Genomic DNA, 13287 nt, shown 5'->3' with positions numbered 1-13287 from the left:
GGCCGACGTCGACGGACTCGGCGCCATGTTCCATCGCTTGTCGGACCTCGACCTCACACTGATCCGCGAGGACCTTCACGACCCGGCGCACGTCAGGTCGTTGGCGCAGGCGCCCGATCTGCGCTGGGTGGCCGTCGACGACGGCGCCGTGGTCGGCTGGGCCGCAGTCAACCGGCTGCCCGGCTGGTCGGACCACGTCGGCGAACTGCGGATCGTGGTGGACCCGTCGTCGCGCGGCAGCGGCCTCGGTCGCGACCTCACCAAGCGGGCGTTGCGGGACGGCTTCAACGCGGGCCTCGGCAAGATCGTCATCGAGCTCGCCACCGACCAGGAGGGCGTCATCGAGATGTTCTCGAGCCTCGGATTCACCGGCGAAGCACTGTTGCGGGACCACATCCGCGACCGCGACGGTGAACTGCGCGATCTCATCGTCCTGGCGCACCACGTGCGCGAGGGTTTCGACACGCTCGACGTGATCGGCGTCGCCGACGCTCTCGGCTGAGACCGCACTCCACAGCCCCTACGTTTCTTCGTCAGTTGATTCAGGAGACCCACCTCATGTCCGCAGTTATCGACAGCTTCCGCCTCGACGGCAAGGTCGCGCTCGTTACCGGCGCCTCGAGCGGTTTGGGCGTCGGCTTCGCCAAAGCGCTCGCCGGGGTCGGCGCCGACGTCGTCCTCGCCGCCCGGCGAGCCGACCGCCTGGCCGAGACCAAGGCCGAGATCGAAGCGCTCGGGCGTCGTGCGCTCGCCGTCAGCACCGATGTCTCCGACCCCGATCAGTGCACCGCCGCGGCCGAGGCCGCCATCGCGGAGTTCGGGCGTCTCGACATCCTCGTCAACAACGCCGGTGTGGCCACCTCGGTGCCCGCGCTGCGCGAGGCGCCCGACGACTTCCGCCAGGTGATGGACATCAACCTCAACGGCACCTACTGGATGGCACAGGCGTGCGCGCGAGTGATGCAGCCCGGCAGCTCCATCGTCAACCTCGCCAGCATCCTCGGGATCACCAGCGTGCTGATGCCGCAGGCCGCCTACTCGGCCAGCAAGTCGGCAGTCATCGGCCTGACCCGCGACCTCGCACAGCAGTGGACTCCGCGCAAGGGAATCCGCGTCAACGCACTCGCGCCGGGCTACTTCGAGTCGGAGATGACCGGGGAGTTTGAACCCGGCGTGCTGGAGAAGTACATCGTGCCGCGTACGCTGTTCGGGCGTCTCGGCAATCCAGGCGAGCTCGATGCGGCACTGGTGTTCCTCGCCAGCGACGCGAGCAGCTACATGTCGGGAGTGACTCTGCCCGTCGACGGTGGCGTCCTCACCAACTGACAGGAGACATCATGAGTACAACGGCGGCAGTGCTGCCTACCGCAACGACACCTGCGGCGAAAGCCGCAACCACCAAGCGATATGTGCGCAAACCGGGTCTGGCGCTGGCCACCACCGACCTCGCTCGGTCGATGTGGGAGTTCGGGGCCTATGCCTGCACGTGGCCCGCGATGGCGACCGTGCCGGTGAGCGGCGACTCGCAGCCGGTGTTGGTGCTGCCGGGATTCGGGACGTCGGATCTGCTGACGTCGCCGCTTCGTGCCACGCTCACCCAGCTCGGTTATCCCACCTACGGTTGGCGCCTGGGCATGAACATCGGGCCGACCGCCCGCATCCTGGACGGTATGCGCGGCAAGCTCGAGCGCGTGTACCAGCGTCGCGGTCAGCCGGTGAGTCTGGTCGGTTGGAGCCTCGGCGGCATCTTCGCGCGGGAACTGGCGCGCGAGCGGCCCGAGATGGTTCGCCAAGTGATCACCCTCGGGAGTCCGTTCCGGATGGAGACCCACGACCAGAGTCGTGCGAAGGCGGCGTTCAACTTGTTCTCGGGTCAACACGCGCAAAGCCTGCAGACCCCGCTCGAGGTCGATACGGCGCCGCTGACGATGCCCTCGACGGCCTTCTACAGCAAGCTCGACGGCGTCGTGGCCTGGCAGGTCTGCCGGGAGAAGCCGTCGGAGCTCAGCGAGAGCATCGAAGTCCTCACCTCGCACCTGGGCTTCGGGCACAACCCCGCCGCGGTGTGGGGTGTCGCGGATCGACTGGCCATGCCCGAGGGCGAGTTGTCGCCGTTCAACCCGCCGTTCTGGCTGCGGTCGGCGTTCCCGCACCGCAGGTAGCGGAGCTCAGCTCGAGGACAGCCGGTCCTTGAGTGCTTCCACCAGCGTCGGGACCTCGCTGCGAGCGGGATCCTTCATCGCGGTGGCGAGTTCGACGTCACCCGACTTCGCCAACTCGACGAGTTCGGCGAGGGCGTCGGCCTGGGCGCCCGGTGCGCTCAGTTCGGCCAGATAGCGGTCGTGGAAGGCGTCGTACTGGTCGGGGTGGGCGTGATACCAGGTGCGTAGTTCGCGTGTCGGCGCCACTTCCTTGAGCCAGCGGCCGATGCGTGGATCGTCTTTGCGCATGCCGCGCGGCCACAGGCGGTCGACCAACACGCGGCCGTCGCCAGGATCGTCGTAGACGCGGGCGATCGAGATCGTCATTCTTCGCTCCTCTCGTCGTCCGGTCGGTTCGTCCATCGCCGACGCTACGCGACCCGGACGCCCCTCGACAGGCGTTGCGCCGGGACGCGGAGACGCCGGCTCGCGACCCACAGGCCGATGCCGCCCAGTGCCAGATTCACCAGGAGTCCGAGGTACCAGCTGTGCCCGATGTAGCGCATCTCGTGGCGGGCGTCGGCCGCGCGGCGGAGGCTGTACCAGTCGTCGCCCTGCGCCGTTTGCTCTGCACAGGTGTGGTCGGTGATATTCGGGCCCGCTCGCGCCATCGAGAGGGCCTCGCCGCCGAGTGACGCTCCGCCGTTCACCCGGCGGGCGGCGTCGAGATAGACGCCGGACGAGACCGCGTCGCCGACCACCAGCAGCGGATTCGGGAGCAGCAGCCACCATGTCCATTCGGTGTGCAGGAACGACTGCTCCCGGGGCGCGTCGTCGCATGATCGAGCGGAGCCGAGGGTCACCGGTTCACCGGGCGCGAACACCGTCTGCGGCTCACGGACCTCGTGCTTCTGCGTCACCAGGGGAACCGTCATGCCGAAGACGATCGGCAGTCCGATCAGCAGGGTCAGGACGGTCGCCTGCGTCAACATCGCCGATGCTGCGGGCCGCGAGGTGATGGCCGAGAAACCGAGGCCGATCGCGCAGTAGGCCGCAAGCAGCAGTGCGGTGACGACGATGCCGAGCACGCCCGCGACGATCGACATCGGACCCTGGAACAGGCCCCAGAGCAGGTAGGGCAGCGCCACCCCGATCAGAACCAGCGATGCCAGCCACGAGCCGAGGAGTTTGCCGACGGTCAATTCCACGGAGGTGATCGGCGTGGCCTGGACCAGCGCGAGGGTCGCGTCGCGGCGGTCGCCGTTGATCGACGTCGCGGACATCGTGGGCGCCGCGGCGAGGCCGAGGAACAGCACGATGCCGAGCGTCAGGTCGTACAGGTAGCGCGCCCAGTCGCGGTACGGCACACCGACGACTCCGACGGTCAAGAACAGGGATCCGAGGATCAGCAGGCTGATCAGGGCGAACAGGATCGCGAGGGTCCACTTCCAGCGCGTGGACCGGATTCGTTGGCGCACCTCGAGTCCAGCGATGGTGGTGATCGCGGCAACGTTCATGTCAGGTCCTCTCGGCGTCGAGGTCGAGGTAGACCTGCTCGAGGTCGGTGCCGACGCGCGAGAACTCGGCGATCGGATGACCGTCGCCGATGAGCTTCGCGAGGTACTGCGCGGCGGCGTTGTCGTCGGTGAGTTCCACGGTCACCGCGCGGTCGGGCGGTTCCCCGGCCCGCCGGATTCGCCACGACGCGTGCTGCATCGGCTGCGGCACCTGCGTGCTGCCCGCTCTCATCAGGACGATGTGATCGGCCATCTCGTCGAGTTCGGAGAGAATGTGCGACGACACCAGGATGGCGGTCCCCGCATCGGCCAGGCGTCTCAGGAGATGACGGAGTTCGATGCGCGAGCGGGGGTCCATGCCGGATGCCGGCTCGTCGAGCAGCAGGATCCGCGGATGATTGATCAGTGCCCGAGCCAGGCCGAGCCGCTGCTTCTGGCCGCGAGAGAGTCCTGACGCCGGATGATCGGTGAACTCCTCCAGATGGACCAACGCCAGGAGTTCTCGCGTCCGGGCGTCGGCGGCCGCGCCAGGCATCCCGTACAGCTTCCCGAACGCCACCAGGATCTCGCGCGGGGTCAACGACTCCCAGGTGCCGAACGCGTCGGGCATCCAACCGGTGGTTCGCCGGAGTCGAGTGTGATCCACGGGCGCGCCGTCGAACTCGATTCGTCCGCCGTCCGGTGCGAGCAGCCCGGCGAGCATCAGCAGGAGCGTGGTCTTGCCCGCACCGTTGGGCCCGACCAGCCCGGTGACGGTCCCCGGGTGCAGGGCGACGTCCGCGCCGGTCACCGCGTAGCGGCCCCCGAACGACCGCACCAACCCGGTCGCGGTGAGGACCGGGCCCGACATCGCGACGCCGGGCCCGGTCAACGCCATGCCCTGCCCCTACGCGATGCCCTGTCTCTCTGTGAAGCCCTGTCGAGGGCCTCGCCGACGAAGCGCAGCGCTCCGCCCTGCCACACCCCGAGATTGTCGAGCATCGCGTGCCCGCCGCCGGTCACCGCGAGGTAGTCGGCGTCGAACCCGCGGGCCACCAACTCCGCAATGCCCTTCTCAGTGCGCGGTGCGCGCGTCACCGTGTCGGCGTCGCCGTGAATGGCGCGGACGCGGACGCCCTCGCGGATCTGTCGCCAGTCGGCGAACTGCCACCAGGGGGCCAGCGCCAGGACGTCGGTGACCCGCTCGTCGGCGCCGAGCTGCGCGGCGATCCGACCGCCCATCGAGTGCCCGATCACCGCGATCGGCACGCCCGGATGGTCGGCGGCCAGGGCGTCGAGCGCCGCCCGCGCGTGCGGCATCGGACTGGCCTGACCGCCGTTCCAGCCGTAGACGCGGTACTGCGCCTGCCGCACCCGCACGCGGGTGCCGAAGCGCGCCTGGATCGACGCGGTGAACGGATACATCCGCAACGCCGAGCCCTGCGTCGGCGAGAACTGCCGGTAACTGAAATCGGTGCCGCCCGGCAGGACCAGGACAGCCAGGTCGGGCGACGATCGGTGAATCGGTGCCAGCAGGGTGTTCAGAAACAAAGATCGCCGCTCACTGTCGGGTCCGAGCCGCGGGCACAGACGCTTACTTGTAGTCGTAGAAGCCGTGACCGGACGCGAGTCCGAGACGGCCCTTGTCAATGTAGTTCTCCTTCAACCATGCGGCGAGCTTCTTCGTGTCGTCGTCGCCGGCGGCCATGATGTTGTACGGCGTGGTGAGCCCGATGATGTCGTAGATCTGGAACGGTCCGACGGGCGAACCGGTGCTGATCCGCCAGACGTTGTCGACGTCCTTCGGCTCGGCGTAGCCGCCCGCGGCGAGCCCGGCGGCGGCGTTGAGGAACGGCACCAGCAGCGAGTTCAAGAGGTAGCCCGCCTTCTCCTTGTGGATCGGGATCGCGACCATGCCGATCTCGCCCGCGAAGGCGACCACCGAGTCGAAGACGGCCGGTGAGGTCTCGGGCGTGCCCATCACCTCGGCGGTGTTCGCGCTCCATACGCGGTTGGCGAAGTGCAGGGCCAGGAAGCGGTCCGGACGGCCGGTGGCGTCGGAGATGTCGCTCGGCAGGAGGGTCGACGAGTTGGTTGCGAACACCGTCCGCTCGGGGGCGGCCTCGCCGACCTTGGCCCACGTGCTGCGCTTGAGGTCCAGGATCTCCGGGATCGCCTCGATCACCAGATCGGCGTCGGCGACCGATGCGGGGAGATCGTCGAAGTAGCTGATGCGGGAGACGGCCGCGTCGACCTTCTCCTGGGTGGCTGAGGCGACCTCGGCGAGGTAGGTCTTGGTGAGTCCTTCGAAGCGTTCCTTGGCCGCGTCGAGTGCCGCCTGGTTGATGTCGTAGACGGAGACGTCGAAGCCGGAGTAGGCGGTCTGGAAAGCGATCTGCGATCCGAGGACGCCGGTGCCGAGAACAGTGATCTTGGTGTATTCGCTCATGCCTTCGACGGTAGGCGTTTTCGGGTGGATTGCCCGGTGAACGTGACGATTGAGACAGGGCGGTTCAGAGGTGACCGGCCGGTGGCAGAATCGGTCACATGGCACACCCGAGAGCAGGCACCCCCGCGACCGCCGATGATCTGATCGATGTGGCGGCTGTGGAGGGCGCTTACTACGACATCGCGCCCGATCCGTCGAACCCCGATCAGCGCGTCGTGTTCGGCACGTCGGGGCATCGCGGGTCGAGTCTGGACGGCGCGTTCAACGAAGCGCATGTGCTCGCGATGACACAGGCGATCGTCGAGCATCGGGAGCGCGCGGAGGTCGAGGGCCCGGTGTTCATCGGGTTCGACACGCACGCGCTCTCCCTGCCTGCGTGGCGAACGGCAGTCGAAGTGCTGGTTGGTAACGGGGTCGCGGTGTTCACCGCCGACGGGGACCACTTCACCCCGACCCCGGCGGTCAGTCGTGCGATCCTCCGCTTCAACCGCGAGAACCCGGGGGTGCAGGCCGACGGCATCGTCGTCACGCCGTCGCACAATCCGCCCGCGGACGGCGGGTTCAAGTACAACCCGCCGAGTGGTGGACCGGCCGACGCGTCGATCACCTCGTCGATCGCCGCCCGCGCCAATGAGCTCCTGGAAGGCGGCCTGCGCGATGTGCAGCGCATTCCGTTCGAGCGAGCCCGGACCTCGGAACTGGTCATCGACTACCCGTTCCTCGACGAGTACGTCACGGCGCTCGGCGAGGTGGTCAACATGGACGCGATCCGCGCCGCCGACGTGCACATCGGCGCCGACCCGCTGGGTGGGGCGTCGGTGGCGTACTGGGGAGAGATCAAGGACTTCTACGGACTCGACTCCATGACGGTGGTCAACCCGGCCACCGATCCCGCGTTCGGCTTCATGACCCTCGACACCGACGGCAAGATCCGGATGGACTGCAGCTCGCCGAATGCGATGGCCTCGCTGATCGCCGCGCGCGAGTCGTACGACATCGCGACCGGGAACGACGCTGACGCCGACCGCCACGGCATCGTCACCTCCGACGCGGGCCTGATGAACCCCAACCACTACCTGGCCGTCGCGATCGACTACCTCTTCACCCACCGCGAAGGATGGAGTGCGGCGTCGGCCGTCGGCAAGACGCTGGTGTCGTCGTCGCTGATCGACCGCGTCGCCGCGGGCATCGGCCGCCCGCTGGTGGAGGTGCCGGTCGGCTTCAAATACTTCGTCGACGGGCTGCTCGACGGCACCATCGCCTTCGGTGGCGAGGAGAGCGCCGGAGCCTCCTTCCTCACGTTCGAGAGTAGGCCGTGGTCCACGGACAAGGACGGCATCATCATGAATCTGCTGGCCAGCGAGATCCTCGCGGTCACCGGGCAGACGCCGTCCGAGCGGTACGTCGACCTCACCGAGCGCTTCGGTGAGACCGCCTACGCTCGGATCGATGCGCCGGCGGACCGTGAGCAGAAGGCGCGGCTGGCGAAGCTGTCGGCGAGCCAGGTCTCGGCGTCCGAGCTCGCGGGCGAGCCGATCACCGCGGTGCTCACCGAGGCCCCCGGCAACGGTGCGGCGATCGGCGGTTTGAAGGTGACCACCGAGAACGCCTGGTTCGCCGCGCGCCCGTCGGGTACCGAGGACGTCTACAAGATCTACGCGGAGTCGTTCAAGGGCGCCGACCATCTCGCGCAGGTGCAGTCGCAGGCGCAGGAGCTGGTCGACTCGGTGCTGGGGTCGGCAACCGACTGAGCGGGTCTGAGCGGGCCTGCCGCTACAGTCGACACTGTGACCAACGGCAAGAAACCGCGTGAGAATCCCGACTACCAGCCGCAGGCGGCGGGCGCGTCGTCGTATCTGTATGTCGGCATCGGACTGCTCGTGGTGGCGGCCCTCGCCATCGGCGGATTCTTCTGGATGAACAACAAGACGTATCCGCCCGTCGACGACAAGGTCCTGACCGAGAACGCCTCGTTCATCGTCGGCGACCGGACCGCACCGGTCACCATCGACATCTTCGAGGACTTCAACTGCGAGCACTGCGCGGCGTTCGAGAAGGGATCGAGCGCCGCGATCCGGCAGAGCGTGATCGACGGCGAGATCCGGGCGCGCTACCACGTGCTGAACTTCCTCGACTCGTCGTCGGACTCCGGCGACTTCTCGTCGCGGGCGGCGGGCGCGGCACTGTGCGTGGCCCGGAACGACGACCGCGAGGTGTTCTGGAAGCTGCAATCGGCGATCTTCGCGAAGTCGGGCGACGACCTCGACAACCGGCAGCTCGCCGATCTCGCGGCGACCGCGGGCGCCGGTCCGGCGAGCGTCGAGTGCATCGCCTCCGGACAGCTGGTCGACGAGGCTCGAACCATGGCCGAGGCATCGCAGGGGCAGTTGAGTAATTCCAACGAGGGCCGGGTCTCCACGCCCACGGTGCTGCTGGCGGGCAAGCCGGTCGACGGGATCATGGACGGGTCGGTCTGGCTGGAGCAGATCGTCGCGGGGGAGCGACCGACTTCCTGACGACTATCGGCCGAACGGGCGAGCGATTCTCGTAAGGTGGCGGACGTGAGCATGGAGAGCGGAGACGACGACGTCCGTGTGGGGCATCCCGAGCGGGAACGTGCCATCGAGCTGATCAACGACGCTTTCTCCCGCGGCTACCTTGACATCGTCGAGTTCGAGGAGCGGTCGGGAATCGTTTACGAGTCACGCACGCGGGGTGCGCTGCGCACAGTGGTCGTCGACTTGCCGAACGGCCACATGCTGTTCCCGGACGCGCCGGTGGTCGGTGGCGGTCAGATGGTGCACGCGGAGTACGGGGCGGCGAAGTACGGGACACGACAGTACGTTCCGGCGGAATCGGTCACGGCGGACTGGGACACCCAACGTCGCAAAGGGGCGTGGACCGTACCGCCGCGCATGGTGCTCTCCGGCGAGATGGGCACCTTCAACTTCGACTACCGTGCGGCGATCTTCACTGCGCCGCTCGTCGAGCTGCACCTTCAGGTCAACGCCTCGACGGTGAAGCTACAACTCGGCCCCGATCACGAGATCCGCTACGACACGCTCGACAAGACACGCTGGTCGACGCTGAAGGACAAGGCGGGCGCCGCTGCTCGGCCCGGCGGGCCGGTGGTCCAGGTCACCGGATCGTTGGCCTCGATGAGCACCTTGACGATCAAGCGATCCTGAACCACCTGCCGCTGGTCGGGCACCGACCTACGGTTCGGCGATCAGCTTGTAGTCGGCGATCAGCTTGCCGACCTCGTTGTCGGTGGACTTCTCGAACAGCTTCTCTCGGAGGAAGTGCGGTCCCGGCAGCTCCACTTCCTCGCCGTCACGGAGCCGCGCCGTCGCGTTGAGCAGTTCGCGGACGTCGTAGGTGGATCCGTAGACCTCAGGGACGCCGCGCTCGATGTCGAGGAGGGTGTACACCGCCTCCATCGGGGTGCGGACCGAGTACTCGGTGGTGAAGATGCAGTCCCGGGTCGGGCTCTCGGAGAACTGGCCGATGAACGCGAAGTTCACCGAGCCCTCGGGCACCACCGCGGGGCGGTCGCCTGCCTGGCGCGGCATGAAGAACGCGGTCACGTACGCCGTCGACGTCCGAGAACAGCGCGTACACCCAGACGACGATCTGGTCGTCGGGCTGCTGCTTGAAGTGCGGCTGGCGGTTGACGGTCCAGCTGAGCAGCCAGCTGGAGTCGCGGGCGGTGACGATGCCGCCGGTGACCACCTTGCCGCTGAACGGGTCGCGCTTGCAGATCTTCTGGATGTACTCCGGGATCCGTCTGTCCAGCGTGGTGACGGTGCAGGACTCCCACTTGGTGGCGTCGATGTCGCCGGCGAAGACGTCGGGCCTGCCGAACGCCGGGTCCTTGGCCGAGATGGTGCGCCACAGATCCCACGCGGGCGCCGGCCCCCGGTTGAGTTGCGCCGGGGTGTGATGATCGCCTTCGTCGGAGTTCTCGGTGAGCGACCCGATGGTCATGAAAAGGAGATCGTTCTCGCCGAGCTCCTCCTTGCCGTTCTGCCCGTGGGACGTCCAATGGATGCGGGTGGCCTGCTTGCGGTCGCCCCGGATGTCGAAGTCGACGTCGGTGACGACGGTGGAGAACTCGAACTTCACGCCCTGGTCCAGCAGCCAGCGGTACAGCGGCAGCACCAGCGACTCGTACTGGTTGTACTTGGTGAACTTCAGCGCCGAGAGATCCGGGAGTCCCTTGATGTGATGGATGAACCGATGCAGGTACAGCTTGAACTCGAGTGCGCTGTGCCAGTTCTCGAAGGCGAACATCGTTCGCCAGTAGAGCCAGAAGTTGCTGCCGAGGAACTCCTCGCTCATCACCCCCTCGATGGTCTGGTTCTCCATCTCCTCGCGCGTCGCCATGAACAGCTTGACAATGTCCTTCTGCGCGGTGTCGGAGAGACCGAACTTGAAGTCGGTGTGCGCGTCCTGCCCCCGCTCCTCGGTGACGCGCTGCAGGGAGTAGTTGGGGTCGTCGCGGTTGAGCCAGAAGAACTCGTCCAGCACGCTGGCGCCCTCGATCTCGATCGAGGGGATCGATCGGTACAGATCCCAGAGGCACTCGAAGTGGTTCTCCATCTCCCGGCCGCCGCGGATCACGAAGCCCTTCTTCGGTTCCTTGATGCCGTCGAGCGCGCCGCCGGGCAGATCGAGTTCTTCGAAGATGGTGATCTTGTCGCCGGCCATCTGGCCGTCACGGATCAGGAATGCTGCGCCGGACATCGAGGCGAGTCCGGCTCCGACGAACCATGCGGTCTTGTCGTCGACTCCTGCGGGCTTGCGGGGACGAGCGAAAGCCTCGTAATTGCCTGCGCTGTAGTGCATGGATTCTCGGCTTCGAGCCGGGCAGCTGAGTCGGACGGTCGGGGCGGGCGGAACCTTCTGGTCGACGGTAGCGAAGCTCCGCGGCGTTTTCGGTCGACTCGGACTATTCGGTCCTGGGGATTCGGGAGTCGCCGCCGACGCGAAGGGAGGCGGCCGAATGCCCTATCACCTGCTGATTTGTTACTCGATCGACCTCTGGGGTAACTTAGCTAGCGCACTCAGGGGCAAACACTCCTGTGCGAATAAATGAACACGGGGCTATGGCGCAGCTGGTAGCGCACCACACTGGCAGTGTGGGGGTCAGGGGTTCGAGTCCCCTTAGCTCCACTTCGAGAAACCCGCTTCGACCTCGGTCGGAGCGGGTTTTCTGGTCTGTCGCGATCCCCCATGCTGGTGCGCTCGGGAACCTGCAGCCCCCGATCATCCAGACCGAACTCGACGGGGACCAGGATCAGGTACGTGAACGTGACCGCCATCCACTCATGACGCGACCGGCTTTCGGGTGGATGCCGCCTCGCTTACGATCGTCCGATGACGACCTCCGGCGACGTCCTCACCTTCGGCAGCGGCGACGAGTGGGAGGACTGGTTGGAGACGAACCACGAGACGGCGCCGGACGCGTGGCTGCGCATCGCGAAGAGTCGATCGACGGTCGCGGGAATCACGATCGGGGCGGCGCTCGACGGTGCCTTGTGCTTCGGCTGGATCGATGGTCAGCGGCGCTCCAACGATGCTGACAGCTTTCTGCAGCGGTACTCGCCGCGCAGGTCCACGAGTTCGTGGTCGCGGATCAATGTCGAACGGTTCGAGGCGTTGGCTGCGGCAGGCCGAGTTCGGCCTGCGGGGTTCGCTGCGGTCGACGCCGCGAAGGCCGACGGTCGCTGGGACGCCGCCTACGCGTCGCAGCGGACAGCGGAGGCGCCCGCCGAATTGACTGAGGCCATGGCGGCAGTTCCGAAGGCCCAGGCGGTTTTCAACGCGCTGAACCGGTCGGAGCGGTACCTGACGATCCTCCCGGTGCTGAAAGCGCGATCGACTGCTCGGCGGGCGGTGATCGTCGCGCAGATCGTTGAAGACCTGGCGGCGCGCACGGTTCCGCCCGGCGATTGACCGCGACACGACCGTCGGCGGGGGTCGTTTTGGCGGACGAGCCCCGGATCAGGTAACGTCGCCGTGTCCTTGCCGATTCCAAATCGTTACCAAATTCGAAACGGACGTGATTGTGCCGCAATTCCGCGTGAATGCCGATAACTCCATGAACCCCGCAGCTGGCCTGCCCAGCCGGCGTGGCCGCCATCGTGTCGCCAGGTCGGCCCGGACGTCGGTGCCGGTCCGTGTCGGCGCGCTCGCCGCTTTCGCCGGAACCGTCGGTCTCGGGACCATCTCGGCCGGCGAAGCCGCCGCCAAGCCCGCGAAGCCCGAAGCGCCCGTGGTGCTGCCCGGGAACATCGAGGTGCCGGCGAACCTGAACCTGCCGCCGGAACTCGACAAGGCACTCCGCGGTCTGGCACTGCCGACGATTCCCAGGCCCGGCGTCGCCGTGAAGCCCGCGTCCGGAACCGTTACCTCGGGTTACGGCGCGCGCTGGGGAGCCCACCACGACGGTGTCGACATCGCCAACCGGATCGGTACCCCGGTGTACGCGGTCACCGACGGCGTCGTCCTCGAGTCCGGCCCGGCGTCGGGTTACGGACAGTGGATCCGCGTCCGCCAGGACGACGGGACCACCGGCATCTTCGGACACGTCGACCAGAGCTTCGTGCGCGAGGGGCAGCGAGTGACGGCCGGTCAGCAGATCGGCACCGTCGGCAACCGCGGCAACTCGACCGGTCCACACCTGCACTACGAGGTCTGGAACGCCGGCGGCTCGCCGATCAATCCGCACGCGTGGCTGGCCAACCGCGGCGTCCACCTGTAGTTCGTCGCTCGAGATCAGGGGTTCGAGTCCCCTCAGTTCTACTTCGAGAAACCCGCTCCGACCTGAGTCGGAGCGGGTTTCTTTGTTGGGGGCTTCAGCGAGTTGGCCGAAGGTCCATGGTTCTCGCGTACTGGCGGTCTGGATGCTCTCTTGATGCGAGAACCATTCGGGCAAAGAGGTCGGGTATTGGCGGTAATCTCCGAAGATGAGACATCTTCATCGCGTGGCCGTGGTCGCGATGTGCGTTGCACTCGTCGTCCCCACCGCCTGCACACCGGGTTCCTCGGAGACGGAGGGAACGCAGTCGCCTTCTTCCGGGGCAGCATGCACGAACAAGGAGACCTCCTCCGGCGCAGACGGTGATTTCATCGCGAAGACCGTTCGCGACTACGCGAACAAGGAAGGTCTCACGTCGGTGGTGTACCGGGTCGCGCG

Annotated in this window: 15 protein-coding genes, 1 tRNA gene and 1 pseudogene; 10 read left to right on the top strand and 7 right to left on the bottom strand. The window is 67.1% G+C overall.

Annotated elements, in window-relative coordinates:
• The 3 genes from GX543_RS13060 to GX543_RS13050 form a co-directional block, all read left to right on the top strand.
• The coding region (locus GX543_RS13060; protein ID WP_366929076.1) for a GNAT family N-acetyltransferase at positions 1-502 on the top strand (502 nt) is incomplete at its 5' end.
• A 56-nt stretch (positions 503-558) separates the two neighbouring features.
• A complete protein-coding gene (locus tag GX543_RS13055) occupies positions 559-1326 on the top strand; it encodes a glucose 1-dehydrogenase (RefSeq protein WP_290852419.1) in 768 nt (255 codons plus the stop codon).
• An 11-nt stretch (positions 1327-1337) separates the two neighbouring features.
• Entirely contained in the window at positions 1338-2162 is an 825-nt protein-coding gene (locus GX543_RS13050; protein WP_290852417.1) for an alpha/beta hydrolase, read from the top strand.
• Between the two features lie 6 nt (positions 2163-2168).
• Here the strand turns inward: GX543_RS13050 and GX543_RS13045 are convergent, their stop codons facing one another.
• Genes GX543_RS13045 through GX543_RS13025 form a run of 5 tightly spaced genes read right to left on the bottom strand, consistent with a single transcriptional unit; the run spans position 2169 to position 6086 of the window.
• Entirely contained in the window at positions 2169-2528 is a 360-nt protein-coding gene (locus tag GX543_RS13045) for a DUF488 domain-containing protein (protein ID WP_290852415.1), read from the bottom strand.
• Positions 2529-2572: 44 nt separating this feature from the next.
• Positions 2573-3658, bottom strand: a complete 1086-nt coding sequence (locus tag GX543_RS13040; protein WP_290852413.1) for an ABC transporter permease subunit — start codon at positions 3656-3658, stop codon at positions 2573-2575.
• 1 nt (position 3659) lies between these two features.
• Entirely contained in the window at positions 3660-4535 is an 876-nt protein-coding gene (locus GX543_RS13035) for an ABC transporter ATP-binding protein (RefSeq protein WP_290852412.1), read from the bottom strand.
• Positions 4526-5188 (bottom strand): alpha/beta hydrolase, encoded by a 663-nt coding sequence (locus GX543_RS13030; RefSeq protein ID WP_290852411.1) that lies wholly within the window; start codon positions 5186-5188, stop codon positions 4526-4528. The genes GX543_RS13035 and GX543_RS13030 overlap by 10 nt, the downstream gene beginning before the upstream one ends.
• Positions 5189-5231: 43 nt before the next feature.
• The gene (locus GX543_RS13025; protein WP_290852410.1) at positions 5232-6086 is read right to left on the bottom strand and encodes a 3-hydroxyacyl-CoA dehydrogenase; all 855 of its coding nucleotides are present in this window, start codon (positions 6084-6086) and stop codon (positions 5232-5234) included.
• Between the two features lie 98 nt (positions 6087-6184).
• Here GX543_RS13025 and pgm point away from each other — a divergent pair, with 98 nt between their 5' ends.
• The 3 genes from pgm to GX543_RS13010 are packed head-to-tail and all read left to right on the top strand — an operon-like array spanning position 6185 to position 9274.
• Positions 6185-7837, top strand: a complete 1653-nt coding sequence (gene pgm, locus GX543_RS13020) for a phosphoglucomutase (alpha-D-glucose-1,6-bisphosphate-dependent) (protein WP_290852409.1) — start codon at positions 6185-6187, stop codon at positions 7835-7837.
• A gap of 36 nt (positions 7838-7873) precedes the next feature.
• Positions 7874-8602, top strand: coding sequence for a thioredoxin domain-containing protein (locus GX543_RS13015; RefSeq protein ID WP_290852407.1), 729 nt, complete (start codon positions 7874-7876; stop codon positions 8600-8602).
• Between the two features lie 51 nt (positions 8603-8653).
• Positions 8654-9274: a DUF1707 domain-containing protein gene (locus GX543_RS13010; protein WP_290852420.1), complete on the top strand. Its 621-nt coding sequence runs from the start codon at positions 8654-8656 to the stop codon at positions 9272-9274.
• 27 nt (positions 9275-9301) lie between these two features.
• Here the strand turns inward: GX543_RS13010 and GX543_RS18815 are convergent, their stop codons facing one another.
• Entirely contained in the window at positions 9302-9517 is a 216-nt protein-coding gene (locus tag GX543_RS18815; protein ID WP_366929077.1) for a hypothetical protein, read from the bottom strand.
• Positions 9518-9571: 54 nt separating this feature from the next.
• Positions 9572-10934: pseudogene (locus GX543_RS13005) on the bottom strand (oleate hydratase); the annotation flags it as partial.
• Between the two features lie 254 nt (positions 10935-11188).
• On the opposite strand from GX543_RS13005, the gene GX543_RS13000 reads away from it, so the two are divergent.
• The 4 genes from GX543_RS13000 to GX543_RS12985 form a co-directional block, all read left to right on the top strand.
• Positions 11189-11261: transfer RNA gene (locus GX543_RS13000), tRNA-Ala, on the top strand.
• Positions 11262-11465: 204 nt separating this feature from the next.
• Positions 11466-12044, top strand: coding sequence for a YdeI family protein (locus tag GX543_RS12995; RefSeq protein ID WP_290852405.1), 579 nt, complete (start codon positions 11466-11468; stop codon positions 12042-12044).
• A gap of 214 nt (positions 12045-12258) precedes the next feature.
• Positions 12259-12852 (top strand): M23 family metallopeptidase, encoded by a 594-nt coding sequence (locus GX543_RS12990; RefSeq protein ID WP_366929075.1) that lies wholly within the window; start codon positions 12259-12261, stop codon positions 12850-12852.
• Between the two features lie 205 nt (positions 12853-13057).
• The coding region (locus GX543_RS12985; protein ID WP_290852403.1) for a hypothetical protein at positions 13058-13287 on the top strand (230 nt) is incomplete at its 3' end.

The organism is Gordonia sp. (in: high G+C Gram-positive bacteria), assembly GCF_012515855.1.
Lineage (GTDB): Bacteria > Actinomycetota > Actinomycetes > Mycobacteriales > Mycobacteriaceae > Gordonia.
Note: the sequence above shows the minus strand (reverse complement) of the source record. Positions and strands in the feature narration are given on the sequence as shown.